The 26,769-nt window shown below is 38.3% G+C and carries 23 protein-coding genes; 16 read left to right on the top strand and 7 right to left on the bottom strand.

The window, feature by feature from the left end:
* A partial coding sequence (locus tag PVV63_RS05710; protein WP_273791059.1) for an NADP-dependent malic enzyme occupies positions 1 to 1,913 on the top strand: 1,913 nt, incomplete at its 5' end.
* A 67-nt stretch (positions 1,914 to 1,980) separates the two neighbouring features.
* Here the strand turns inward: PVV63_RS05710 and secB are convergent.
* Both secB and PVV63_RS05720 read right to left on the bottom strand, forming a co-directional pair.
* Positions 1,981 to 2,457, bottom strand: a complete 477-nt coding sequence (secB, locus tag PVV63_RS05715) for a protein-export chaperone SecB (RefSeq protein ID WP_273790260.1) — start codon at positions 2,455 to 2,457, stop codon at positions 1,981 to 1,983.
* A 143-nt stretch (positions 2,458 to 2,600) separates the two neighbouring features.
* Entirely contained in the window at positions 2,601 to 3,095 is a 495-nt protein-coding gene (locus tag PVV63_RS05720; protein WP_273790261.1) for an FxsA family protein, read from the bottom strand.
* Positions 3,096 to 3,269: 174 nt separating this feature from the next.
* Between PVV63_RS05720 and PVV63_RS05725 the strand changes: the two genes are divergently transcribed.
* Positions 3,270 to 3,962, top strand: coding sequence for a Tim44/TimA family putative adaptor protein (locus tag PVV63_RS05725; RefSeq protein ID WP_273790262.1), 693 nt, complete (start codon positions 3,270 to 3,272; stop codon positions 3,960 to 3,962).
* Positions 3,963 to 4,014: 52 nt separating this feature from the next.
* Complete coding sequence (locus PVV63_RS05730; protein WP_273790263.1) at positions 4,015 to 4,605, top strand: Smr/MutS family protein; 591 nt, start codon at positions 4,015 to 4,017, stop codon at positions 4,603 to 4,605.
* A 913-nt stretch (positions 4,606 to 5,518) separates the two neighbouring features.
* On the opposite strand, the gene PVV63_RS05735 is transcribed toward PVV63_RS05730, so the two are convergent.
* A complete protein-coding gene (locus tag PVV63_RS05735) occupies positions 5,519 to 6,055 on the bottom strand; it encodes a GcrA family cell cycle regulator (protein ID WP_273790264.1) in 537 nt (178 codons plus the stop codon).
* A gap of 486 nt (positions 6,056 to 6,541) precedes the next feature.
* Here PVV63_RS05735 and PVV63_RS05740 point away from each other — a divergent pair, with 486 nt between their 5' ends.
* Genes PVV63_RS05740 through PVV63_RS05750 form a run of 3 tightly spaced genes read left to right on the top strand, consistent with a single transcriptional unit; the run spans position 6,542 to position 9,726 of the window.
* Complete coding sequence (locus PVV63_RS05740; protein ID WP_273790265.1) at positions 6,542 to 7,756, top strand: aspartate aminotransferase family protein; 1,215 nt, start codon at positions 6,542 to 6,544, stop codon at positions 7,754 to 7,756.
* A complete protein-coding gene (gene argF / locus PVV63_RS05745; protein WP_273790266.1) occupies positions 7,753 to 8,688 on the top strand; it encodes an ornithine carbamoyltransferase in 936 nt (311 codons plus the stop codon). Before PVV63_RS05740 ends, argF begins: the two co-directional genes overlap by 4 nt.
* Before the next feature lie 36 nt (positions 8,689 to 8,724).
* Positions 8,725 to 9,726 carry an Hsp33 family molecular chaperone gene (locus PVV63_RS05750; RefSeq protein ID WP_273790267.1) on the top strand — a complete coding sequence of 334 codons (1,002 nt, stop codon included), beginning with the start codon at positions 8,725 to 8,727 and terminating at the stop codon, positions 9,724 to 9,726.
* Between the two features lie 848 nt (positions 9,727 to 10,574).
* Here the strand turns inward: PVV63_RS05750 and PVV63_RS05755 are convergent.
* The 4 genes from PVV63_RS05755 to ccmA form a co-directional block, all read right to left on the bottom strand.
* Entirely contained in the window at positions 10,575 to 11,189 is a 615-nt protein-coding gene (locus tag PVV63_RS05755) for a DsbE family thiol:disulfide interchange protein (RefSeq protein WP_273790311.1), read from the bottom strand.
* A gap of 191 nt (positions 11,190 to 11,380) precedes the next feature.
* A complete protein-coding gene (locus PVV63_RS05760; RefSeq protein ID WP_273790268.1) occupies positions 11,381 to 12,160 on the bottom strand; it encodes a heme ABC transporter permease in 780 nt (259 codons plus the stop codon).
* 46 nt (positions 12,161 to 12,206) lie between these two features.
* Positions 12,207 to 12,872: a heme exporter protein CcmB gene (gene ccmB / locus PVV63_RS05765; protein WP_273790269.1), complete on the bottom strand. Its 666-nt coding sequence runs from the start codon at positions 12,870 to 12,872 to the stop codon at positions 12,207 to 12,209.
* An 11-nt stretch (positions 12,873 to 12,883) separates the two neighbouring features.
* A complete protein-coding gene (gene ccmA, locus PVV63_RS05770) occupies positions 12,884 to 13,495 on the bottom strand; it encodes a heme ABC exporter ATP-binding protein CcmA (RefSeq protein ID WP_273790270.1) in 612 nt (203 codons plus the stop codon).
* 296 nt (positions 13,496 to 13,791) lie between these two features.
* Between ccmA and acnA the strand changes: the two genes are divergently transcribed.
* The 10 genes from acnA to cyoD all read left to right on the top strand — a co-directional run bounded on the left by acnA (position 13,792) and on the right by cyoD (position 26,753).
* Entirely contained in the window at positions 13,792 to 16,479 is a 2,688-nt protein-coding gene (gene acnA / locus PVV63_RS05775) for an aconitate hydratase AcnA (RefSeq protein WP_273790271.1), read from the top strand.
* A 238-nt stretch (positions 16,480 to 16,717) separates the two neighbouring features.
* Positions 16,718 to 16,984, top strand: a complete 267-nt coding sequence (gene rpsT / locus PVV63_RS05780; protein WP_273790272.1) for a 30S ribosomal protein S20 — start codon at positions 16,718 to 16,720, stop codon at positions 16,982 to 16,984.
* Positions 16,985 to 17,685: 701 nt separating this feature from the next.
* Positions 17,686 to 19,257 carry a chromosomal replication initiator protein DnaA gene (gene dnaA / locus PVV63_RS05785; protein ID WP_273790273.1) on the top strand — a complete coding sequence of 524 codons (1,572 nt, stop codon included), beginning with the start codon at positions 17,686 to 17,688 and terminating at the stop codon, positions 19,255 to 19,257.
* Between the two features lie 186 nt (positions 19,258 to 19,443).
* Complete coding sequence (dnaN, locus tag PVV63_RS05790; protein ID WP_273790274.1) at positions 19,444 to 20,565, top strand: DNA polymerase III subunit beta; 1,122 nt, start codon at positions 19,444 to 19,446, stop codon at positions 20,563 to 20,565.
* 20 nt (positions 20,566 to 20,585) lie between these two features.
* The gene (gene recF, locus PVV63_RS05795) at positions 20,586 to 21,716 is read left to right on the top strand and encodes a DNA replication/repair protein RecF (protein WP_273790275.1); all 1,131 of its coding nucleotides are present in this window, start codon (positions 20,586 to 20,588) and stop codon (positions 21,714 to 21,716) included.
* A gap of 54 nt (positions 21,717 to 21,770) precedes the next feature.
* Positions 21,771 to 22,223 carry a type II 3-dehydroquinate dehydratase gene (gene aroQ / locus PVV63_RS05800; RefSeq protein WP_273790276.1) on the top strand — a complete coding sequence of 151 codons (453 nt, stop codon included), beginning with the start codon at positions 21,771 to 21,773 and terminating at the stop codon, positions 22,221 to 22,223.
* 130 nt (positions 22,224 to 22,353) lie between these two features.
* Positions 22,354 to 23,325 (top strand): ubiquinol oxidase subunit II, encoded by a 972-nt coding sequence (cyoA, locus tag PVV63_RS05805; RefSeq protein ID WP_273790277.1) that lies wholly within the window; start codon positions 22,354 to 22,356, stop codon positions 23,323 to 23,325.
* 76 nt (positions 23,326 to 23,401) lie between these two features.
* The gene (gene cyoB / locus PVV63_RS05810; RefSeq protein WP_273790278.1) at positions 23,402 to 25,420 is read left to right on the top strand and encodes a cytochrome o ubiquinol oxidase subunit I; all 2,019 of its coding nucleotides are present in this window, start codon (positions 23,402 to 23,404) and stop codon (positions 25,418 to 25,420) included.
* Positions 25,417 to 26,085 (top strand): cytochrome (ubi)quinol oxidase subunit III, encoded by a 669-nt coding sequence (locus PVV63_RS05815; RefSeq protein WP_273790279.1) that lies wholly within the window; start codon positions 25,417 to 25,419, stop codon positions 26,083 to 26,085. The genes cyoB and PVV63_RS05815 overlap by 4 nt, the downstream gene beginning before the upstream one ends.
* Positions 26,085 to 26,753 carry a cytochrome o ubiquinol oxidase subunit IV gene (gene cyoD / locus PVV63_RS05820; protein ID WP_273791060.1) on the top strand — a complete coding sequence of 223 codons (669 nt, stop codon included), beginning with the start codon at positions 26,085 to 26,087 and terminating at the stop codon, positions 26,751 to 26,753. Before PVV63_RS05815 ends, cyoD begins: the two co-directional genes overlap by 1 nt.
* The last annotated feature ends 16 nt before the right edge of the window (positions 26,754 to 26,769 follow it).

Raw genomic sequence — 26,769 nt, forward strand, 5'->3', positions numbered from 1 at the left:
AAAGTTTTATCAATTTGGTGCGCCATTTAGAACCTTCTTTTGGTGGAATTAATCTTGAAGACATTAAGGCGCCAGAGTGCTTTATGATTGAAAGCCGCCTACGCGAGGTAATGAATATACCTGTTTTTCACGACGATCAACATGGTACAGCAATTATTGTTGCTGCTGGTGTTCTCAACGCTTTGACTTTAACAGGGCGCGATATGCAAAATACGCGGTTAGTCTGTAATGGTGCTGGTTCTGCAGGGATTGCTTGTATTGAACTGATTAAAGCGATGGGCTTTCGTTCCGAAAATATCATATTATGTGATACAAAGGGTGTGGTCTATGAAGGCCGCAAAGAGGGAATGAATCAGTGGAAATCTGCGCATGCTATTCAAACAGATAAACGTACGCTTATGGAAGCAATGGAAGGTGCAGATATATTTTTTGGGGTTTCTGCTAAAGGTGCTCTTACTCCTGAAATGGTAAGATCCATGGCACCCCAGCCGATCATTTTTGCTATGGCTAATCCCGATCCAGAAATTACGCCGGAAGAGGTTATGCAAGTGCGTCATGATGCCATTGTCGCAACAGGACGTTCCGATTATCCAAATCAGATTAATAATGTTCTCTGTTTTCCTTATATATTTCGTGGTGCGCTTGATGTGCGTGCAAGAGTTATTAATGAAGACATGAAGATTGCTGCGGCAAAGGCTCTTGCTAATTTAGCGCATGAAGAAGTGCCTGACAGCGTTGCGGAAGCTTATCATGGAAAGCGATTAAAATTTGGTCCTAATTATATCATCCCTGTTCCTTTTGATCCGCGTTTATTTACGGTTGTTTCAATAGCGGTAGCAAAAGCAGCAATGGAAAGCGGTGTTGCGCAAAAGAACATAGATGATTTAGAGGCCTATGAGCGCGATTTGAATGCGAGACGTGATCCTACTTCCTCGATGATGCGTGGGGTTTATAACCATGTTCGTCAAGCGCCAAAACAAATTGTCTTTGCAGAAGGTGAAGAAGAGCAAGTTATGCGGGCAGCCGTTTCCTATGTCCATCAAAAATTAGGACAAGCGATTTTGGTTGGTCGTGAAGAGCAAGTAAGAGAAGCGGCTGTTATCGCTGGAATTGATCTGGAGCATGAAGGTATTTCCATTATGAATGCTAAGCTTTCTTGCCGTACAGATGCTTATGCGAATTATCTTTATAAAAAGATGCAGCGTCAAGGCTGGCTGTTGCGTGATTGTCATCATCGTATCAATAATGATCGCAATTATTTTGCTGCGTGTATGGTGGCACTAGGAGATGCTGATGCAATGGTTACAGGGGTGACACGCAATTATGAAACAGCGTTAATCGATATACGTCGTGCAATTGATGAAAAACCAAAAGAACGATTGATTGGTATTTCAATGGCTATTTGCCGTGGACGAATTGTGTTTATTACGGATACAGCCGTTTATGAAAATCCTAATGCTGAAGAACTTGCGGATATAGCGGAACAAGCAGCTTCATTTGTGCGAGGATTTGGATATCAACCACGGGTAGCATTTTTAGCATTTTCTACATTTGCTTATATGAAAGGGCAGACGACGCAGCAAATTCAGGATGCGATTAATATTTTGCATGAACGCAAAGTTGACTTTGAGTTTGATGGAGAAATGAGTGCTGATGTGGCACTCAATTCCAAATTGATGCAGCAATATCCATTTATGGGATTAACGGAGCCCGCTAACATTTTGGTTATGCCTGGATATCACGCGTCTTCCATTGCAAGCAAAATGTTACAAGAACTTGGTGAAGCAACCATCATTGGTCCTATTTTAATTGGATTGGAAAAATCTGTCCAAATTGTACCATTTAGTGGAAGCGATACAGATGTTGTCAATATTGCAATGCTTGCGGCTTATCATGCCGCAAAAGTCGTCTAAAGGAAAAAAGCCCCTACTATACCAAGAATATATCAAGGGGCTTTTTAATAACAAAAGAATAAACTTTTTAAGAAGGCTGTATTTGACTGTCTTTTTGTTCTTCAGAAAGACGCTTTTGGAAGAGTGCTGCAAAATCAATAGGATCAATCCACAAAGGTGGAAAGCCACCGTTTTGAGTAGCATCAGATATAATTTGGCGAGCAAATGGAAATAAAAGACGGGGACATTCAATAAAGACCAGAGGCATAACATGTTCTTGTGGAATGTTTTTAAGGTGAAAAACACCACCGTAAATCAATTCTACATGAAATAAGGTTTCAGCTTCATCATTGGCTTTGACGGAGAGAGACAAAACGACATCATAATTGTCATCACCAATTGGGTTAGCATTGACGTTAATATTGATATCAATTTGTGGTGATTTTTCACGTGCACGCAATGAACGAGGAGCACCTGGATTTTCGAATGATAAATCTTTTAAATATTGAGTTAATACAGCAAAAACCGGCTCTCCACCACTGTTATTCATTTCACCTTCGGCCATACGACGAACCTCTCTTATTATAATATGTATAATTTATTTTAGATCTAAAGACCAGATTGGTTATCACGCCTTGCAAAAGGTTGCAAGAAATGCGCTCTTTATCTTGAATATTTTTTTAGTTTGTTGCAGATTTTTTAGGCATTTCAATGGTTATCATCATTTTTGCGCCATGGAGATTCTGTCGTATCATGAATTGTGTAATCTTCTGCTTTAAGATCAATTATTTTTTCAGAGTCATTTTTTCTTTTAGTATTGGGATTCATTTTGTTTTTTAATGATATAAAGAAATGCCAAGCAACAGAGCGAATTGGTTTAATAAGAAGTAATATTCCCAAGAGATCACTTACAAAGCCGGGAAGAATAAGTAAAATTGCACTAAAGATGATGAAAGCATCATTAATAATATTATTCTCTAATGTGCGTCCTTGGACAAGTTCAGTTTGTATATTTTTTAAAAGGCTAATCCCTTGAATTCGCAATAAAACAACCCCAACTATGGTTGTGAGAATAACCAAACTCAAAGTTGCCAAAATACCAATTTCTTGACCAACAAAGATAAAACCAGCAATCTCGATTAAAAGAATGCAAAGAAAGATAACAACAAAAAAACGAGGATTTATAGAATAAAGTTTTATCACATGAAAATTTCCTTCTGGATGAGTAGGGGGAGAAATTCTTAAGAGCACTCCGTTTAAATACAAAATCTATAAAAATATTTGAATGATAAGATTCCTTATTTTACATATTTATTGATAAATGGTATTGACTGCAATGTTTATTAGAGACTTAAGCTTTGGAGATTGACAGCGCCTATGGAATTTGACGTTATACTTGTCATAGCTCTTGTTGTTATGGTTGTTATTTTTGTGCAACTCCGTAATGTATTAGGGAAACGAATTGGGTTTGAAAAGCCACCCTTTGATCCTTATTCACGTCGTTCTAAAAAACAGGTTGAAGCAGAAACGGCTGATAATATTGTTTCGTTCCCTCATCAGAAAAATTCACAAAAAGACGACTTTAGTGAAATTGATAAAATTTCACCGGAGGGGAGTCTTTTGAATAAAAATTTGCGGGAATTGCATAGAATTGATTCTCATTTTTCTCCTCAACTTTTTATAAAAGGTGCGCAAATTGCTTATGAAATGATTGTAACAGCTTTTGCCAAAGGTGATCGCAATCAGCTTAAAAGCTTGCTTTGTCAGGATGTTTTTGAGAGTTTTTGTACGGCTATTGAGCAACGAGAAAAAAATAAAGAAAGAATAGAATTCACTTTTGTTGGAATTAATAAGATCGAATTTATTGCGGCGGCAATACAAGAAAAGGATGAACTTTTAACGATACGTATTGTCAGTGAGATGATTTCTGTTACTTATAATGAACAGGGCGAGCGTATAGACGGTGATCCTGACGCTATTGTAGAAATCAGAGATATTTGGACTTTTGTTCGCAATAGTTTATCGTCAGATCCCAACTGGAAGCTTTTTGCTACAGAAAATGAAAATTAAAATACTTTTTGTTTTTCTTCCATAAGCATTCAATGATTTATGAGAAATTAAAATGTCCTCAAGTAAATGGAGACAAAAAAGAGATTTATTGGCTTCACAAGATCGCCTTTTATGGGAGATGGTTTGTCGTACGATAACACCGCTTCACGGTAAGATGCTCTCTTCTACTTCAGAAATTATTGCAAATATTAATGATAAAAATCAACCTGTAACTCAAATCTCCTCATTGTCTCAGGAAAATCAACAACCCTCGACAATTATTAAAAGAGAAAAGAGGGCAGTTATACAAGCACAAAAGATTCATTTCTTTGATCATGTTGCATATCGTAAAATTTCCCAAGGTCGTTATCCTCTTGAGGCGCGTCTTGATCTTCATGGTTATATGCAGGAAGAAGCTTATTTTTTCTTAAAAAAATTTCTACAATCCTCTCAGCAGAGAGGATTGCGTTATGTCCTTGTGATTACAGGAAAAGGACGATCCGTTGGGAGTGATGGAGCTTTGTATAGATTTGTTCCGTATTGGTTATCAACACCAGCTTTTCGATATTATGTCCACGCGTTTGAGCAAGCAGCACGTCAGCATGGCGGAGAAGGTGCGCTTTATGTTTGGTTGCGCCGTTTTATGTCGGGAGAAGGAATGTGATGTCATTATGGTCGTTTCAGGTTTAATATTTATTTATACTTATAATTTATTGTTTTCGTATATTTCGTAAGAGCCTTGAATACAATATTCCCTTCGTTATAATTTTTTATAAAGAATTATAAAGATATTATTTTACATTCTACGTATTGCTTCACGCTTTTGTTTATAGCATTCGTTAACGGGGCACATCCCTCACACAAAACAGAACGACATTGAATTGAATATATCCACAGGCTTGTTTTAAAGAAACATCTTTCAACGCTCTCAAGCTTATTTTGCGACAGTATCCGTGAAGAGTATAATGATAAATCCATGAAGCACCCCCCCTATCTTTATGCTTAGTAAAAGAGTAAGCTGGCATCATCATACACTTTACCATCTCCCAATGTTGCAACAACCCTTTAAGTCATTGGTATTTTAAAGCGTTTATACAGAGGCATGCTTTTCTGTAAGTGTTTTTACTCTCCGCAGTTCTCATCTCGCGCGTGACGCCCAAACGAAAGATTTTGATCGATTCAATATAAGAGGACTTAAAATGAGAGAGATATAGATGGATCTCATTCAGGTTGCAAAGCGATAAATTATTTTTATAAACCACAGCATTACTCTATTAAATACACGAAGAATAAAAACATGAGAAATTGAGAACTGTATTATTCAAAAGACATTGCTATGGATAGTGTTAACAGCAGTACAACTAAATTAAAGAGAATCGTGAAAATAAACAAGAATATAACTTTACAACACATAGCTGCGCAGTAGCATCAAAAGATACAGTTTCGTTGAATAATTTCATGAAGAAATTTTTTCATTCATTAAAAGCTCCATCAAATTTCGTTCTCATAATAATTCGATAATTAAAATTTAATAACGAAGCGCAGAAGACGTAAAATACGAGATTCAATTGAGGATATTACACTCTTATCCGACGTCTTTCAGATATTGGTTGAAATGCTAGCTTAGCATGAAAGGCACAATAGGGGCTACTTTCATCAGAATCTGCACCACAAAAATGAAAATCTGCTGATAATGGATCGCCAACCGGCCATCTACATGTATTTTCACTCAATTGTAGAAGATTAAGTTGACGTGATATAGGCACCACTACATTGGATTTTGTGGACATATCAACTTCTTTTACATCTTCCACTACAAATTCTGTCTTTAAAGCTGTTTCTTCAATACTTACAGATGATGTGTTTATTGGCGATACCGTGGATGTGTTGCGACGCACACGTGGAGATGATGGGCTGCTGCTTCCCACGGGAGTTTTTTGCGCACGCGTGCTTCCTTGAGCTGTCTTACCACGTCCTGGTAACTTTAATCGATGTACTTTGCCGATGACTGCATTTCTGCTGACCCCACCTAATTGAGCAGCAATTTGACTTGCACTTAACCCTTCACTCCAAAGCTTTTTAAGAAGCTCAACGCGTTCACATGTCCAACCCATACCAGCACTCCATTCCGATTACGTCACTAAGATGCTCTCCCCCGTTGCATCTTCAAATGTTTAAATAATGTTTTCATTACGCTGAATGAAAGAACTTTACACTCTAAACGAGCATAAGAAAATCATCCAACCTGTGGACTTACAAATCAAAACACATCATCTTGCTTATTACATTGTAAATTACAATATGCACTCACTCTATGACAAGAGTCTTTACCTCTTGAAGAGTTTATTTAGAATGTTTTCCCCAACTTGCAAATCAATCATAGGTTAAACTTTCACTTTTGTTTAAGGCTTTTCCCCAAAATGCTTATTTGTAGAACCTTCATTGACTTTTTTTCAATTGGTGTAATGATCTATTCTATAGGTGTAATCACTAATCGTAATGAAATGTTGAAAGCACCGTAACGAAATGTACCATGCTATTTTATTTGTAGTGTTGCTTTGTATATATATTGAAAAGGTTAAAATATAAAGGGAATTATGATGGATGCTGTCTCTATACAACCACTTTATGAATGCTTCGCACGACGAAATTTGCATTTTGAACAGGGGCATGGTGTATGGCTTATTTCCGATAAAGGAGAACATTATCTTGATTTCACATCTGGCATTGCTGTTAATGCATTAGGGTATTCACATCCAAAATTGGTTGATACGCTCAAAATACAAGCTGAAAAACTTTGGCATGTTTCTAATATTTTTCAATCTCCTGAACAAGCATCTCTTGCCACGCGGCTTTGTGCAAATAGTTTTGCGGATAAGGTTTTTTTCTGCAATTCAGGTACTGAAGCATTGGAGTGCGCATTCAAAACGGCACGTCATTATTACTATGCTGCTGGTCATTCAGAACGCATTGAAATAATTACTTTTGAAGGGGCATTTCATGGACGTACACTTGCAGCACTTGCTGCGACTGGGCATGAAAAATATCTTGAAGGCTTTGGACCTAAAGCTGGTGGATTTATTCAAGTACCTTTTTGTGATGAAATCGCTTTGTGTAATGCTATTAATAAAAATACCGCCGCTATTCTTATTGAACCTATTCAAGGAGAAGGAGGAATACGAACGGTCCCTCATGAATATTTAAGATTTTTGCGCAAAATATGCGATGATAATGGTCTATTATTGATTTTAGATGAAGTCCAAACGGGTATAGGACGAACAGGAAAGCTTTTTGCTTATGAATGGAGTGATGTCACACCTGATATTCTTACCCTCGCAAAAGGATTAGGAGGGGGATTTCCATTAGGCGCTTGCCTTGCAACGGATAAAGTTGCAAAAAGCATGACACTTGGGACACATGGTTCAACCTTTGGAGGAAATCTTCTTGGAATGGCTGTAGGAAATAGTGTTCTTGATATTTTGTTAGAGCCAAGTTTTCTCAACCATGTTCAGCGCATGGGGGATAAACTAAAAAGTGGACTTTTGCATATTCTCAATATCTATCCTGATATTATCCGCGCAGTTCCGGGGATGGGGCTAATGTTGGGTATTCAATGTGTTGTGTCTTCAAATCTTGTCGTTAATGCTTTAGAAAATGAACATCTCTTAAGTGTTGCTGCCAACAACAATGTTGTGCGCTTATTGCCTCCTCTTATCATTAGGGAAGAAGAAATAGATGAAAGTTTGCATCGTATTGAAAAAGCAATAGCTTATCTTTCGCAAGTAAACAAAGAAAGACAAATATCACACACATGACAAATGCTCTTCGTCATTTCACGGACTTATCCATTTTAACGCCAGCAATAGCACGCGCACTGATCGATTATGCGAAGATCCTTAAAGCATCTTTTAAAGCAGGAAAAGGTTCAAAACCTTTTATAGGTAAAACACTTGCGATGATTTTTGAAAAACCATCCACACGAACCCGTATTTCATTCGATATCAGTATGCGCCAGCTTGGCGGAGATACAATCATGCTCACGGGTTCAGAAATGCAGCTTGGTCACAGTGAAACTATAGCTGATACGGCTCGTGTTTTATCTCGTTTTGTGGATATCGTGATATTACGAACAACAAAACATCAACGTATGCTCGAATTGGCACAATATGCACAAATTCCTGTCATTAATGCCCTTACAGATGATACACATCCTTGCCAAATTCTAGCAGATATATTAACCTATGAGGAGCATCGGGGGCCTATTTCTGGTAAAATATTTGCGTGGATGGGGGATGGTAATAATGTACTCCATTCCTTAATTGAAGCTGCAGCTCTTTTTGATTTTCATTTGCGTATTGCTACTCCAAAGGGCAGTGAGCCACAGGAAAAATTTATCCATTGGGCACGTGAACGAGGAGCACATCTTACACTAACCCATAATCCCCAAAAAGCAGCTCAAGATGCTGATTGTATTATGACCGACACATGGGTCTCCATGGGACAAGAATTTCGTGCTCGCAGTCGTTCTACTTTTCAGCCTTATCAAGTCAATGAATCTCTCATGAAATTAGCAAAATCTGATGCTCTTTTTATGCATTGTCTTCCTGCTCATCGTGGTGAAGAAGTTGTCGATACTGTGATTGATGGACCGCACTCCGTTGTTTTCGATGAGGCTGAAAATCGTCTTCATGCTCAAAAAGCAATTCTTTCTTGGTGTTTACAAGATGCGTTTTTCTCTCCACAATAGCCTCCCTACAACAAATTATATAAAAAAGGCAAAGCTATGAGTGAACAAGCTAAAGATGAAGCCTCTCCCAACAACAACTTCTTGCATGAAGATGATAGTGTTATTCCCTTTCAAGTTGAAGAACTTGATATCCGTGGACGTGCCGTAAAACTTGGGGAAACTTTAAATTCTATTCTTAACAGACATCAATACCCTGAACCGGTTTCTTATCTTCTGGCAGAAGCTTTACTTTTAACGGTTCTGCTTGGAACTTCTCTAAAACTTACGGGAAAATTTATTCTACAAACCCATTCCGATGGACCGGTTAATATGTTGGTGTGCGATTTTTCGCCTCCTTCCAGTTTACGTGGATACGCTCGTTTTGATAAAGAACAGCTGAAACAAGCCATAGACAATGGTCAAACCTCTTCAGAAACACTTTTAGGAAAAGGCACTTTAGCCTTCACAATTGATCAAGGTCCCCATATGCAACCCTATCAAGGGATAGTTGCATTAGATGGATCAAATTTACAAGAAGCTTCTCGTATTTATTTTGATCAATCAGAACAAATTCCTACCGATATCCGTCTGGCTGTTGCTATATTAATTAATCGTGACCAACAAGGAAAACCGCAGAAAAGCTGGCGAGCTGGAGGTATTTTGATCCAACTTTTACCCCAAGAATCGTCTCATCATAAAATAGATGCCCCTCATCAAAAGCGAGAAGAAACGAAAACTCATACCCAATTGGATAACCAATGGCAGGAATCTAAAATACTCACGGAAACGATTGAAAGTTCAGAATTAACAGATCCCCAAGTCGGTAGTAAACAGCTCTTGTTCCGTCTTTTTCATGAACAAGGTGTTAGAGTTTTTAATCCTTTTTCTCTTGTCGATCAATGTTCTTGTTCACACGAAAAAATTAAAGGAATCCTAGAAGGCTTTTCTATTGATGAACGCAATAAAATGGTTAAAAATAAATATATTTCAGTCACATGTGAATTTTGCTCAAAAACATATTGTTTTACACCGCAAGAATTTTTAGAAGAAAAAACATAATCAAATATTTTTCATAAAAAATGATGATTGCAACAAAAGCCTATTTTATTTGCGTCATAAAAGTTTGCGCATAAGCTCATATGAACTTCTAGAATATTTTTTGTCTTAGAATTTTTTAATGTATACGAGTGATTTTTCTGTTGAGATCAGTAATTACGTTATAGAGTGCTTAAAAAAGAGTTCTCTGTAAAATATATTTTCTCCTCTCGAAAAAGCTTCTTTTATACTTTTTACATCTCAAAAGTTTATTTCTTACAATGAATTCTTTTATAATGTTCATTGATAGATTGATTATGTATTCATAACTTATCTTCTCTGTTAAATGAGACTTTTTGATTGTAGTCATATTTTCTTACTCGAATTTATCTTATTAAGAGTCAAAAAAGCTCATTAGTTATAATCATAAGAGAAATTATCGATAGAATAAGAATGTATAGACTCAATATGGACTTTATAGAGTCTATTACGAACAGATAGTGTAATGGGAATAAATATAACAATGACGCTGCGAAGGAACGGGTTTGTTATTTTATAAAAAAGATGAGAATAGTGGTGAAGTCCCCTCATAACAATGTGCATTTTAGATAAAAATGCGAAGACAAAATACTATATGACTTTGAAAATAATAGTTGGTTGCTGTCACTAATCTAACGATGGTTCTACAGCAATATTGTTTTTGTCCAAGTAATCAAAAATAAAGCTCCCAAACAGATATTTCTTTACACATGTTTTTGAATCAACAATGGTAATGCTCTTGTAAAATTTTTCTAAGAAGAATGATGGTCCGTATAAATAAAATAGCATACATAGCATGATAAAACGTTATGTTTTTACAAACCTGCATTATTTTATTTTTCTTCTGTCATAATCGCTTGTTCAATTTTTGGTAGAATTTTTTTTTGATAAATTTGCCACGTTAAGGGACCAACATGTTTGGCAATAATGATGCTCTCTTTATTTAAGAGAAAGGTTTCTGGGGGGCCATATATTCCCCAATCAATGGCTGTATATCCTGAAACATCAAAGCCAATAAATTTAAAAGGATTACCAAAACTGTTTAAAAAACGCAGAGCGTTTGTTTTATTATCTTTATAATTAATACCAATCAGATCAAAACGTTTATCTTGTGCAATTTGCATAAGAATAGGATGTTCTTCGCGACAGGGCAGACACCAAGAGCCCCAAAAATTGACCAATGTGACACGTCCTTTAAACTGTTTTGAATTGAGATAATTTTCTTTATCAAGAAGAGGAAGATGAATATTGGGAGCAGGTTTTTCAGCCAATGCGTTTGCGAGAAGAGAAGAATCTTGAAGGTGTTTTTTATCCATAAAGTTGAAAAAAAACACCATGAGAAGAAGAAAAAGAACAAATGGTCCAAAAAAAACAAGTAGAACAGGCAAAGATATATTTTTTTTAAGTTTGGAGGGATGTTTTTCATTATACTTTTCTTTTTGTGACAGCTCTTTTTTGTTTAGTTGTTGGAGAATTTTTTTTTGGTATAGAGCTTTGCAAAGAATATATCCAATAAGACATAAGAGAGATATTGCAGAAAGCACATAGCTTAAAACAACAATTTGCTCGTGTTTAAGGGTGCTAAGGAAAAAATCAATTTTCTGAGATAGATTTCCTAAAAGTCCGCTGTGGATGCCATTTAGGTCGAGCATGATGAAGCGTCCTGTTGTTGTGCACGACGGGATTTTTTAATCTGAAGTATTCGGATATAATGACTATTGATTTCATTTCGCATAGCCATCAAATAAAGCACAATAAACATAAAGATAAAACAAAAGAGCATTGTTATAAGGGGCCATAACATAGCATTGTCGATTGTTGATCCTCCAGCACGTAACAATGATGCTGGTTGATGCAATGTATTCCACCAATTAACGGAAAATTTAATAACAGGGATATTAACAAATCCAACAAGTGTAAGAATTGCAGTCGCACGAGCGGCTTTTACTTGGTTGTCAAAAGCACGCCCAAGCAGGATAATGGAGAGATAGATAAAAAGCAGAATTAAAACTGATGTTAACCGTGCATCCCAGACCCACCATGTTCCCCATGTAGGTCGCCCCCAAAGCGCTCCTGTCATGAGAGCCAAGGCGGTAAAAATTGCCCCAATAGGCGCTCCACATTTAAGTGCCACGTCAGCAAGATGATATTTCCAAATCAGATTTCCTAATGCCGCTGCACTCATCGTTACATAACAGAATGTAGACAACCACGCAAAGGGAACATGAAGGTACATAATCTTAACAGTAATGCCTTGTTGATAGTCATCAGGAGAATGCATCACCAGCATAAGCCCTAAGATAAGGAAACACAATGTTATGCCGGCCAACCAAGGTAAGACGATACTGCTTATTTTCATGAAAAGGGTGAAACTTGCAGGGAGTGACTTGATTTTATATGTACGAGATAGTTCATTCATAAAATTCATAATAGGCAGAGTTTTGCTATGCGGCAATCATCTTTTATTATTCTGATAAAAGTTTAAGCGTTATTGCAGCAACAAAAGAGCTAAAGAGACTCAAAAGAAGTGAAAAAGCACTGAGAAGAGCTAGGGAAGTAAGAAAAGAGGTATTTGGGTTTATTGGGGCTGTAGCAGCCGAAACACCAAAAATCATAATTGGAATGATCCACGGCAAGATAATGATAAAAATAAGCAAAGTACTGTGCAACAATGAGGTTGCGAGTGCAGCGCCTATAGCACCAATAAAAATAATAGCTGGTGTTCCGCATAAAAGGGTGAGTATTGTTGTAAAAGTTATTGTTACATCTAAATGGAGCATGAGGGCTAAAATAGGTGTGGCAAAAATAAGAGGAAGCATCGTTCCTACCCAATGGGCAAAACATTTGGTAAAGACAATTAGAGTAAAACTTTGTCTTTGTCCTGAAAGGATAAATTGGTCGAGATTACCATCATCGCGATCGATTTGGAAAAGTTTGTTCAGATTGAGAAGCCCTGCAAGAAGGGCTCCAAACCACAATATACCTGGTCCTATTTGTGCAAGGATTTTTGGGTCTGGCCCAATGGCAAAGGGGGTTATGACAACAACAGCGATAAAAAACAATAATCCTGTTAGTGAAGAGGCTTGTAGCGCTAATAATAGTTTAAGATCACGCCAGAACAGTGCTTTCATTTTATTCTCTCCTAGAGAGGTAAAAATTTTTCCAGAGCGATTTTATGGTTTTCTGGAATGCCTATGGAATTATGAGTTGCAGCGATAATCATACCACCTTGATTGAGATGACGCTGGAAAATACGAGCAAGGAGTTTTTGAGCATGGTTATCAAGCCCAGATATTGGTTCATCTAAAATCCAAAGAGGACGATAGGAGAGCAAAAGGCGAGCAATAGCTACGCGTCTTTGTTGTCCAGTTGACAGAGCGTTAAAGGGTAAATGTTCAAGGTTAGAAAGACCAATATCGGCAAGAGCTTCATGCGCAAAACGTAAATGTTGACCGTAAAAATCTGCCCAAAATTGCAAATTATCAATGACAGATAAAAGAGGTTTCATAGCATTTTGAGGACCAAGATAATGACAGGCAGTTGCAACAGGGTATATTTGATCATGGTCTTTAAGTATTATATGACCTTCAGCAGCTTCAAGAAGACCGACAATGATTCGGAGTAATGTAGACTTTCCGATACCATTAGGACCGGTGATTGTCATAAGTTGCTGTGAAAATAAACAAAAAGAAAGACCTTTAAACAGAATTTCTTCGTTTCTGTAAGCGGCTAAATCTTTGCCTGATAACACCATGTGATTGCCTATTTTGTTTTTATTTTCATATTCTTTATTGTATTATAGAATAAAAAACACATTTTTTATGCAATTGTACCTAGAATAGTTCTAGAAATAGTTCTATAAAGGATACCTTACATCAATATCTGGTGTAAAATGGTTTCTGGCGCTGATTTCCGCATTTGCCTATGAGAGGTGGAGGGGAAATGGATAGCGGAGGTAATTGCGTCTGCGCTCAAGCTGCGACCTTGACTCGTAGTTTGTGTTGTTCATTCCTGGAAATTGGGTGGTTATAGTATTGAGGGTGGACAGTCATGACTCAAATTGATAGCTTTAATTGTCGCAGAGTATTAAATGTTGGTGGCAAAGAATATATTTATTATAGTTTGATCGAAGCGGAGAAGAACGGACTTGAGGGTGTTTCTCGTTTACCGTTTTCGATGAAAGTTATTCTCGAAAATTTATTGCGATTTGAAGATGGTCGCACAGTTAAAAAAGAGGATATCCTCAATGTTGCTAAGTGGTTAAACGACAAAGGGAGTGCCGGGGCAGAAATTGCTTACCGTCCTGCGCGTGTTCTTATGCAGGATTTTACAGGTGTTCCAGCAGTTGTTGATCTTTCTGCAATGCGTGATGCTATGGTTAAACTTGGTGGTAGCGCTGAAAAAATCAATCCTCTCATTCCCGTTGATCTCATCATTGATCACTCAGTTATTGTTGATGCTTTTGGCACTTCCATGGCTTTTAAGGAAAACGTCGAGCATGAATATGAACGCAATGGTGAACGCTATCGTTTCCTTAAATGGGGGCAGCAAGCCTTTCAAAATTTTCGTGTTGTTCCTCCAGGAACAGGGATTTGTCATCAGGTTAACCTAGAATATTTAGCACAATGTGTATGGATGAAGAATGAAGAGGGGTGTGAGACGATTTATCCTGACACCTGTGTGGGAACTGATTCGCATACGACTATGGTAAATGGTTTAGGGGTTTTAGGTTGGGGTGTTGGTGGTATTGAAGCAGAAGCAGCAATGTTAGGCCAACCTGTTTCTATGTTGTTACCTGAAGTGATTGGTTTTCGTCTAACAGGTAAACTTAAGGAAGGTGTAACAGCCACCGATCTCGTATTGACGGTGACTCAAATGCTACGTCGGAAGGGTGTTGTCGGTAAATTTGTTGAGTTTTTTGGTCCTGGTTTGGAGCATATGACACTTGCTGATCGGGCAACGATTGGAAATATGGCACCTGAATATGGAGCAACGTGTGGTTTTTTCCCAATTGATAAGGAGACAGTGCGTTATCTCAATATGACAGGGCGTGATGAAAATCGGATTGCCTTAGTGGAGGCTTACACCAAAGCACAAGGGATGTGGCATGATGAAATGGTAGCTCATCCCATTTTTAGTGATACAATTGAATTAGATATGGGAACTGTTGTCTCTTCTATGGCTGGTCCTAAACGTCCTGAAGGACGTATTGCATTGGAAAACGTTGGGCAGGGTTTTGAGAAGGCATTGGTCGAAGACTATAAGAAGACTTCTGGACAAGATAAGCGTTATCAGGTCGAGGGTGAAGAATATACGCTTGGTCACGGTGATGTGGTGATCGCTGCGATTACGTCGTGTACGAATACATCGAATCCAAGTGTTCTTATTGCAGCGGGTCTTTTGGCACGAAATGCTGTGGCAAAGGGGCTCAAGAGTAAACCATGGGTAAAAACTTCTCTTGCACCTGGTTCACAAGTCGTTGAAGCTTACCTTCAAAATTCGGGTCTGCAAAAAGATTTAGATGCACTGGGATTTAACTTAGTAGGATTTGGGTGCACAACATGTATTGGGAATTCTGGTCCTTTGCATCCAGCTATTTCCAAAACGATTAATGACAATGGTATAATTGCATCTGCGGTTCTTTCAGGAAATCGTAATTTTGAAGGGCGTGTTTCCCCTGATGTGCAAGCGAATTATTTAGCTTCACCACCGTTAGTTGTTGCACATGCGCTCATCGGGACGGTGTGTAAGGATTTAACCAAGGAGCCTCTTGGTGAAGATTCAAATGGCCAACCCATTTATTTGAGAGATATTTGGCCAACTTCTCAAGAAATACAGGAGTTTATCGAAAAAAATGTCACGCGTAAGGTTTTTGCCGAAAAGTATGCAGATGTTTTTAAGGGAGATGAAAATTGGCAAAAAGTTCAGATTCCTACGGGTTCTACCTATTCTTGGGATGAGCGATCCACCTATGTACGCAATCCACCTTATTTCGATGATATGCAGAAAACGCCTGATATCTTACCAGATATTAGAGATGCACGGATTTTAGGTTTATTTGGTGATAAAATCACGACGGATCATATTTCTCCTGCTGGTTCTATTAAAGCAGCTTCTCCTGCCGGAAAATATTTAATGGATCATGGTGTTAAAGTAGCTGATTTTAACCAGTATGGAACGCGTCGTGGGAATCATGAAGTTATGGTGCGTGGGACCTTTGCCAATATTCGCATTCGTAATTTTATGTTAGGGGAAAATGGTCGAGAAGGAGGTTATACGGTTCATTATCCGTCAGCGGTAGAACAAACCATTTACGATGCAGCAATGGCGTATAAACAAGAAGGTATTCCGCTCGTTGTTTTTGCAGGTGTTGAATATGGTAATGGATCATCACGCGATTGGGCTGCCAAGGGGACCAATCTTCTTGGTGTCAAAGCGGTGATTGTGCAATCTTTTGAAAGGATACATCGTTCTAATCTTGTTGGTATGGGCATTGTCCCTTTTGTCTTTGAGGAGGGGCTAAGTTGGAAATCTTTAGGCTTAAAGGGAGATGAAAAGGTGACAATTGAAGGGATTCATAACTTGAAACCTCGTCAAAAGACTGTAGCGAAAATTACTTTTTCTGATGGTACGGTAAAAACCGTTCCATTATTATGCCGTGTTGATACTGAAGATGAGCTAGATTATTTGCATCATGGTGGAATTTTGCAATATGTCTTGCGTAAGTTAGCTGTTTAGATTCTTTTGTTTGTTAAGGAATATCTATTATTAGGCTATAAAGTTGCGGATCAAAGAGTTTGGCTTCGTTTTTTTATGACTATCTTTGAAAATCTAATTGACGTTAGCTTTGGGATTGCGTTATAAACCACACGAGTTATAGGCAGCTTTATAGTTTTGCTTGGGTTGGATTTATTTATATTGGTAGAGTTGTTATTGAGACTCATTTTACCAAGGTGTTGAAAGAGAGATTATATTTATGGCGAATACACCTTCTGCTCGAAAAGCGGTGCGCAAGGTTGCGGCGCGCACACAGGTTAATAAGGCCCGCCGTTCACGCGTTCGTACTTTTATACGTAAGTTTGATGATGCTTTGGCGGGTGGCGATAAGGCATCTGCGGAGATTGCATTTAAGAATTTTGAGCCTGAAATTATGCGTGCAGTTTCTAAAGGGGTTTTTCATAAAAATGCTGCTGCGAGGAAAGTATCGCGTTTAGCTAAACGGTTGAAGGCTCTCAGCGTTTAAACTTTTTCTCCTTTAATTGAGAAAAAAGCCAGTATCCATGAGGATGCTGGCTTTTTGTTTATTATTTCAAAAAGTTTCTATTGAAATAAGAATCGATAATGATTCTCCACTTGAAAAAGGAGAGAAAGTTTATAGAGGGGGGTATGGTTATCCACAAGCTTTGTGGATTTTTACAGAGTCTTTTTTGTCAAGCATTTTATTTTTTTTTTTAAATCTGAAGAGATTCTTTAATTATTGGTAAATTTAGAGAAAAAAAATGAATTGAATCAATATTTTTTTCAGTCCTCATTAATATAAGCATTTTTTTTGGGTTTTTTGATTTTATTTTGACCTCTTGCATTTTACCTCTGCTGTTTTGTATGGTTCTTATGAAGACTAAAAAGCATGAAGGGGTCACATCAGCGTATTATTCTGTACTTTGTTGAATACAAGATGTTTTGATTTAGGCTTTTCTAAACTTTTGTGTTGGAGAGGTTTTCTGACGGTTTTCTAGTTTTCTTAATGGATATGTTTACCATTTTAGAAGGGTGGGTCATATCATGAGTGCAAGTAAATCTTATTGGTCATCTTTGTTAGTGGGGTTGTGATGAGGCTATCCTAGGGGAGGGTGAGTAATCTTATTTGGGGTAGGGCGTTTTGCCTTCGCTAGATTTATTTTAGCTGTTTGGCAGGACAAAATTTTATTTTTATCAGGATGGAAGATGGTGGATAAATTGAACTCTAAAGCTAGTTCCTTTAAAAGGGTTTCGGTAAATATCCTGTCGGCAGAGAACATAATAAAGAATAGGATGACGGAGAGTGATGAGAATGTTTGTAGAAGTGCTCCTATAGGGCATTCTATTGTTTCAGAGGAGGAAAGTGCAGCGGCTTTTATACGTGTTATGGCGCAATTAAAGGTACAGGTTGGTGTTGAGGCTTATACCAGTTGGTTTGGGCGCGTGAAGCTTGCTGAATATAGTCATACTCTTGTAAAGCTTTCTGTTCCTACTGCTTTTTTACGTTCATGGATTAATAATCACTATGGTTCTCTTTTGACTCATTTATGGAAACAAGAGAATTCAGCAATTCTTCGTGTTGAAGTTATTGTTCGTGGTATGGAACGCGTTTCAAGAGATGTCGTTTGTAAAAGAAGTGTTCCTTCTGTTGTACTAGAGGAGCAGGCGACTTCATCTTTTGTTGAAAGTTGCGCAGAGCATTCAGTTAAGAGTTCTCAAACGGGAGTTTTTGGATCTCCACTTGATTCTCGTTATACTTTTGAAAGTTTTGTTGAGGGGGCTTCTAATCGTGTTGCTTTAGCCGCTGCGCGTTCTATTGCGGAGGGGCATAAAAGTGCTTTACGTTTTAATCCTCTTTTTATTCACGCATCTGTTGGCTTAGGAAAAACACATTTGCTTCAAGCGATTGCTGCTTCTGCATTGAAGCGTTTAACGTCTGCGCGCGTTATTTATTTAACTGCTGAATATTTTATGTGGCGTTTTGCAACAGCTATTCGTGATAATGATGCTCTTTCTTTTAAAGAACAGCTTCGTGATATCGACCTTTTAATTATTGATGATATGCAGTTTTTACAGGGTAAGTCGATACAACACGAGTTTTGCCATTTGCTTAATATGTTGCTTGATAGTGCAAAACAGGTTGTTGTCGCTGCAGATCGTCCACCAGCAGAATTAGAATCGCTTGATCTTCGCGTTCGCTCTCGTCTTCAGGGAGGGGTGGCCCTTGAAATTGAAGCACCAGATTATGAAATGCGTTTGCAAATGTTGCGCCAGCGGTTGAAGGTGGCACAACAAGATGATGGCATGGTATCAATTTCTGATGATATCTTGGAATATATTGCGAAAACGGTTTTAGGGTCGGGGCGTGATATTGAAGGTGCATTTAATCAGCTCTTGTTTCGTCAATCTTTTGAGTCTGATTTATCTTTAGAGCGGATTGATGAGTTATTAGGTCACTTGACACGTCCTGGTGAACCTAAGCGTATTCGGATTGAAGAAATTCAGCGTACGGTAGCACGCCATTATAATGTTTCTAAACAGGACTTGTTATCTAATCGTCGAACACGTACGGTTGTGAAGCCACGGCAAGTTGCAATGTATTTAGCAAAAGTATTGACTCCTCGCTCGTTGCCAGAAATTGGGCGCCGTTTTGGTGGGCGTGATCATACAACAGTTTTACACGCTGTGCGTAAAATTGAAGATTTGGTTTGTGGTGATCAGACCTTGGCTAAGGAACTTGAATTGCTTAAGCGGTTGATTGGAGAACAGGCTGTATAGTGTTTATCGTTTCTTTCCTTGGAGAGACTTTAAAGAATTGAATGAAAAGATTTATTTTTTCTTATGCAGGAGTGACTTGCCATTTTAAGAGAGGTTTAATAAACTCTAGCAGGCGATTCTTAAAGAGGGTCTATTCTTTAAGTCTAAAGAATTCTTATAGTTTTTAGTAAATCATACGGGGCTTTTATGCGTATTACAGTTGATCGCAGTCAATTTCTCAAGTCTCTTGGTCGGGTTCACCGTGTGGTAGAGCGCCGTAATACTGTTCCTATTTTATCGAATGTGTTGATTGATGCAGAAAATGGCCGTGTACAGTTAAAAGCAACAGACCTTGATTTAGAGGTTATGGAATCTTTTGCAGTTAATGTTAAACAAGCTGGAGCAACAACTGTTCCAGCACATTTGCTTTATGATATCATTCGAAAACTTCCTGATAGCAATGAAGTTGTATTATCCGTCGATGAGAATCAAGCAGGTACAATGTCCGTGGTTTCGGGTTGTGCACATTTTCAGCTTCAATGTCTTCCGAAGTCAGACTTTCCAGAGTCGCTTCCTGGGCAGTTTGGTTATCGTTTTTCTTTATCGGCATCAGGCTTAAAACATTTACTTGATTGTACACAATTTGCTATTTCTACTGAAGAAACCCGTTATTATCTTAATGGTATTTATTTCCATATTATTAATGATGATGTTTTGAAATTGCGTTTGGTTGCAACTGATGGTCATCGTTTGGCACAAGTTGAGATGGAAGCTCCTTCGGGAGTTGAGGGAATGCCTGGTGTTATTGTTCCCCGTAAAGCTGTAGGAGAATTGCAAAAACTTCTTTCAGAAGAAAATGATAGTGATGTGTGTATAGAGCTTTCAGAGACAAAAATTCGTTTTTCTATAGGCTCTGTGATTTTTACATCAAAATTAATTGATGGAACATTTCCAGATTATCAACGTGTTATCCCTCTTGGAAATGATAAAGAATTAATTGTTAATAGGCAGGACTTTTCTTCTGCCGTTGATCGTGTTTCAACGATTTCAAGTGATCGGGGGCGTGCAGTTAAATTAACGATTGAGCATGGACAGTTAAGGCTTGTTGTTAATAGCCCAGATTCGGGCAGTGCAGAAGATCAATTATCAGTAACTTATGCATCTGAACCGCTTGAGATAGGGTTTAATTCACGTTATCTTTTGGATATTGCTGGGCAGCTTTCAAGCGATGAGATGGTTTTTATGTTGGCTGAGGCTGGAGCACCCGCTCTGATTCGTGATAATGATGATGTGGATGTGCTCTATGTACTGATGCCTATTCGCGTTTAGGGGCGGTTGTTTTGCAATGTATGGCCAGTCATGTGCACAAAGTGGCAGTGAGGCAGCTGAAGCTTTTACGTTATCGCAATTATTCTTTTTTCAATATTCATTTTTCTGGTCAGCATGTGGTTTTTACTGGCCATAATGGTGCTGGTAAGACGAATCTTTTAGAGGCATTATCTTTTCTTTCTCCTGGCCGTGGTTTGCGGCGCGCTGTTTATTCTGACGTTAGCTTTGTAGATGGTGGTGGAGGATTTGTTGTATTTGCGCGTCTTGAATGCGCTCTTTATGGTGAAGTAAAGATTGGTACAGCTTTCGAGGTTAGCGATAACAGTCGAAAGGTCCATATTAATGGTGTGAATGAGTCGAGTGATTGCCTAACAGATTATTGTCATATTAGTGTCCTAACACCGTCTATGGATGGTCTTTTTACAGGTCCTTCACTTGAGCGCCGTAGTTTTTTGGATCGTATGGTTTTGGCGATTGATCCCTTGCATAGGCGCCGCATAGCCGATTATGATAGAGCTATGCGCGCACGTAATCGTTTGTTTTTAGATGGAAATGAAGATTGTGCTTGGTTTGATGCTTTAGAAAAGCAGATGGCAGAACTGGCGACAGCTATTTCTGCGGCGCGTGTTGATGTTATTCGTCTTTTAAATGACATGTTTACACAAATGCCATCACAGATACCTTTTCCACGAGCTTTTTTGCAAATTGATGGTTTTTTGGAAACAGCTCTTAGTGAAATATCAGCAACTGAAGTTGAAGAACAATTTTGTGATCGATTACGGCATAATCGCGCAATGGATCGTGCTGCTGGTCGGACGTTAGAAGGACCACATCGTGCAGATTTGCAGGTTTTTTATGCTGATAAAAATAGAGCAGCAACATCTTGTTCAACAGGTGAACAAAAAGCGCTGCTGACAGGTTTAGTTTTGTGTCATGCACGTCTAACAGGTATGATATCGGAAAGATCTCCCATTCTTCTTCTTGATGAAATGGCTGCCCATCTTGATTCGCATCGACGTGCTGCTCTATTTGATATTCTTGATGATTTAGCTGTACAAACATTTATGACAGGAACAGATCGTCTTTTATTCGATGACTTAAAAGGACGCGCAGAATTCTTTGAGATTAAGGATGGAGCTTTATTGCCATAAAAACATGCTAAATATTTTTTTAATAAGTGATAGGTCTGAAAGAAAAGGCTTGCTATGTCAGAGATAATAACAATTTTAAATGGTCCTAATTTAAATTTTCTAGGTCAACGTGAGCCAGAAATTTATGGAATTGAAACTCTAGAAGATATTGAAAAAAGATGCAGAGAATGGGCAAAAAAAAATGATATTATAATAAATTTTTATCAAAGTAACTGTGAAGGGCAATTAGTAGCATGGATACAAGAAGCAATAGAGGCAAGTTCTGGATTGATCATTAATCCAGCGGCTTACAGTCATACATCTGTTGCACTTCTTGATGCCCTAAAAATGTTTTCAGGGCCGAAAGTAGAAGTTCATTTATCTCATATTTATCAGCGTGAAGCTTTTCGTCACCATTCTTATACATCTGCAGGTGTAGACGCTGTCATAACTGGGTGTGGAGGTGATGGATATTGGTTTGCACTTGAGTATATTGCAAAACAATTAAGCAAAACAATTAAATTGTGATAGATAAAGAGTAGGCGTTTAATAAGAGTAATATAGGCATTGAATTCTCTTGATAATTATTTTCAAATCTGTACAATGTGAGGTATATATTTATGACAATTTTTAGTGCGTATGACGGGGGTAAATAAAGGTGAAAAGCTTTGTTAGACAATTAGAAATGCTTGTGATTTTAGGGGGAGCACTGCTTTTGTCTGGTTGTAAAATTGATGTTATACAGCCATCAGGTTATGTTGCACGTCAACAGCTCATTTTGATCGTTGTTTGTGTGGTGGTGATGCTTTGTATTGTCATCCCAGTTATGGTGAGTGTGGTATTTTTAGCTATAAAATATCGTGCATCGAATATGAAAGCGGACTATTCTCCTGATTGGGCGCATTCAAATAAAATTGAAGCATTGATGTGGGGTATTCCAGTTGTAATTGTAATGGTTTTAGGTTCATTAACAGCTTATTATACCTATAAGCTTGAACCTACAAATCCTCTTCCAGTGGAAGTTGTGGGTGAAGGAAAGCCATTACAGATTGATGCTGTTGCTCTTGATTGGAAATGGCTTTTTATTTATCCTGAATATGGTGTTGCATCGATTAATGAGATTTATGCGCCTGAAGGACGTCAAGTTTTATTGCAATTAACGTCAGAGAATTCTGTCAATGCTTTTTGGGTTCCCAAATTGGGTACAGTTCTTTACGCTATGCCGCAGATGAATGCTAAGTTGCATTTGGTCGCTGAAGAGCAAGGAGTATTCAAAGGAGCCTCAGCAAATTACAGTGGTGATGGTTTTTCGAGTATGCGGTTTAAGTGGCATTCTGTGTCTTTGCAGGATTTTGAGGATTGGATTGTAAAAGCTCGGGCTAATGGTCGAGTACTTGATCGTGCATCTTATCGTCAACTTTCTATTGCGCCTCGTATGGGTGATATTGCTGCGAAGGAAAAAGATGCTGAAGTTCGTTATTTTGCACCTGTTGAGAAGCGGCTTTACTATCGTGTTGTTAATCGATGTGTCGATGAAAAGACGGTATGTAATGAAGATTTAATGAAACGTGCTGCTGCTCAGACGCTGTGGGGTGCACTATGTTCAGTATTTGATCCTGATGTTATTTAACAGAGTCAATAAAGTAAAGAGCCCTTTTAACAAAGGTTTCTTTTAAACTTGAATTTCATTTGAAATGGGTTGAGAAATGTTTGGAAGACTTACAGATCCTACGGCAGGTGCTTTTCATGCGCTTGCACATGAACCGATCGTTTTGTATACATGTATTGCGATTGTTTTGGTTGGTTTAATTGCTGTTATTGCTTTAACAGCACTTGGGTGGTGGGGGATTCTATGGCGAAATTGGATTACAACGGTTGACCATAAACGCATAGGTATTATGTACATCGTTCTTGGAATTATTATGCTTGTTCGCGGTTTTGCGGACGCACTTATGATGCGAACGCATCAAGCTTTAGCTCTTGGGAGTGAAACAGCGGGTTATTTGCCCCCTGAGCATTTTGATCAAATTTTTTCGGCGCATGGTACGATCATGATTTTTTTCATGGCCACGCCTATTTTATTTGGTCTTTTTAATTATCTTATACCGCTTCAAATTGGTGCGCGTGATGTTGCTTTTCCCTTTGCAAATAATCTAGGTTTTTGGATTACGGCTGCGGGGGCAATATTAATTAACATATCCCTAGGTGTTGGTAATTTTGGTCGTGGTGGTTGGCTGATGTACCCACCTTTTACAGAATTGCAAACGAGTCCAGATACAGGGGTAGATTATTATTTATGGTCACTTCAGCTTTCTGGTATTGCAACAACAATGGGATCAGTAAATTTTATTGCAACGATGATTAAAATGCGTGCTCCTGGAATGACAATGATGAGAATGCCTATTTTCTGTTGGAGTGCTTTTGTCAGCAATGTTCTTATTTTAGTTATTTACCCTGTCTTGGCTGTAGCATTTGCACTCTTGGCATGCGATCGTTATTTGGGCATGAATTTCTTTTCTAATGTTGGTGGCGGAAATCCGATGGTATGGATTAACTATGTTTGGGTTTTTGGTCATCCTGAGGTTTATGTTTTGGTTGTTCCTGCTTTTGGAATTGTTTCTGAGGTTGTGTCAACTTTTTCTTCAAAGCGCCTCTTTGGTTATACTTCGATGGTATGGGCCATGTTGGTTATTTTGATTCTTTCGCTTCTTGTTTGGGGACATCATTTTTTCACAATGGGTGGCGGTGAAGCTGTAAATACTTTCTTTGGTATTGCGACAATGATCATCGCAGTTCCAACAGGTGTAAAAGTCTTTAATTGGCTGCTTACGATGTATAAAGGTCGAATTCGCTTTGAGCCTCCAATGCTTTGGTGCATGGGCATGATCTTTACATTTGTTGGTGGTGGATTAACCGGTGTTTTATTATCTATTGTCCCTGCTGATTGGCAGTTTCATAATTCGCTCTTTTTGATAGCACATTTCCATCATACAATTATTGGAGGTGTGGTTTTTGCGTACTTAGCGGGGATTGCATTTTGGTTTCCAAAAGTTTTTGGTTATAAACCAAATCGCATACTAGGTATTGCATCTTTTTGGTGTTGGTTTATTGGTTTTTACCTTGCCTTTTTCCCCGTTTATGCGCTTGGTTTAATGGGGGCGACGCGTCGTCTTCAGCATTACATGGAACCTAGTTGGCAGCCGATGTTTATTATTGCTGCATTAGGTGCTTGTATTATCTTACTTGGTATTCTTTGTTTTGTGTTACAGGTTGTTTTGGCGATTTGGTACGGTATTAAGCATAAAGGTCACTTACCGGTAACATTAAATGATTCTTGGGGTGATGCACGTACACTTGAATGGTTTACCTCTTCACCGCCTCCTTCCTATAATTTTGCCCTCCTTCCAAAGATACAGTCTGATGACGCTTATTGGAATATGAAGAAAAGTGGTTATCAACGGCCGACAAGTGGATTTACAAAAATTCATATGCCATCAAATACATCTGCTGGAATTATTGCGGGATTCTTCTCATTAGTTGTTGGTTTTGCACTTGTTTGGCATATTTGGTGGCTTGTTGCGGTTGGACTGGTTGGTTTTATTGCAACGCTTGTGTGTCATTCATTAACAGGTGATCATCATGGTTACTATATTCCAGCTGAAGAAGTGCAAAAAACTGAAGATGCCTTTACGGCTGTTCTTAAAGAACAAGGAGTGACAGTATGAGTGCTGTAATAATGAATAACGCGAGTACTATAGATGAACTTCACCACGATAGTAGCTCGGTAATGACGTTTGGTTTTTGGGTCTATATTCTTTCAGACTTAATCCTGTTTTCGACATTGTTTTCAAGTTTTGCTGTATTTTCTGCTTCTTATGGCGGTGGTAAAGCGGGTAATGAGTTTATAGATTTAAAGTTTGTTTTGGTTGAGACTGCTTTCTTGTTGTTTTCATCCGTCACTTATGGCTTTGCAATGGTACAAGCACATAAAAATAACATCAGTGGTGTGCGTTTATGGATGGCTATTACCTTTGTATTGGGGTGTTGCTTCATTGGTATGGAACTTTACGAATTTCATGAACTTTTGAGTGAGGTTTTTTATTACGATCCAAATGCTTATGCGGGTATTGATCCTGCAACAGGTTTACAGCTTTTTGGACGGGAAATTCTCTCTGCTTATTGGTCAGCATTTTTTGCTTTGGTTGGCACCCATGGACTTCATGTAAGTGTTGGTCTTCTTTGGATGGTTGTGATGTTTTTTCATCTTCGTCGTAATGGTTTGGATCAGAACAATAAAACACGTTTAGCATGCCTTTCCATTTTTTGGCATTTACTTGATATTGTATGGATTGGTGTTTTCACCATGGTTTATCTATTAGGAGCGTTGTGATGAGCGTGCAAAATGAAACACATGGTCCCAGTACTGGTTCCTATTTGGTTGGTTTTATTCTGGCTGTATTTTTCACTTTGGGTTCTTTTGTTCCTGTGATGTATGGAATGATGGAAAGTTGGGCAGTTAGTACAAAGGTTGCGTATCTTATTGGGATGGCGATCATTCAGATTATAGTACAAATTGTTTTCTTTTTGCACTTGAATTCTGGTCCAGACGCCAAGTGGAATTTAAGCGCGTTATGGTTTGCTGCTATTTGCGTTTTTGTTATTATTGGGGGAACTTGGTGGGCTATTTCTCATTTAAATTATAATATGATGGGTGGTTCAGGACGTGTTATTGAACCGGAAATATCAAGTAGAGATGATTCTTCAGTGTCTGAGCAGTTATCAAGCAAAGATATATCCGTAAGAAAACAGCCAGAAAAGATACAGGGTTCAGAAATGCCCATTGGGCAAGATCTAAGTACGCAAACTCCTGTAGATCAAGAAGCTAGTTCAGAAATGCCCATGGGGCAGGGTCTAAGTACGCAAACTCCTGTAGATCAAGCAGCTTGTTCAGAAATTCCCATGGGGCAGGGTCTAAGTACGCAAACTCCTGTAGATCAAGCGCCTGGTTCAGAAATACCCATGGATCAAGATCCAAATACACAGTTTCCTGTGGAGTAGTTGTTAGAAATATCTA

Origin of the sequence: Bartonella sp. CM31XJBT, assembly GCF_028618555.1 — a bacterium.
Taxonomy (GTDB): Bacteria; Pseudomonadota; Alphaproteobacteria; order Rhizobiales; family Rhizobiaceae; genus Bartonella.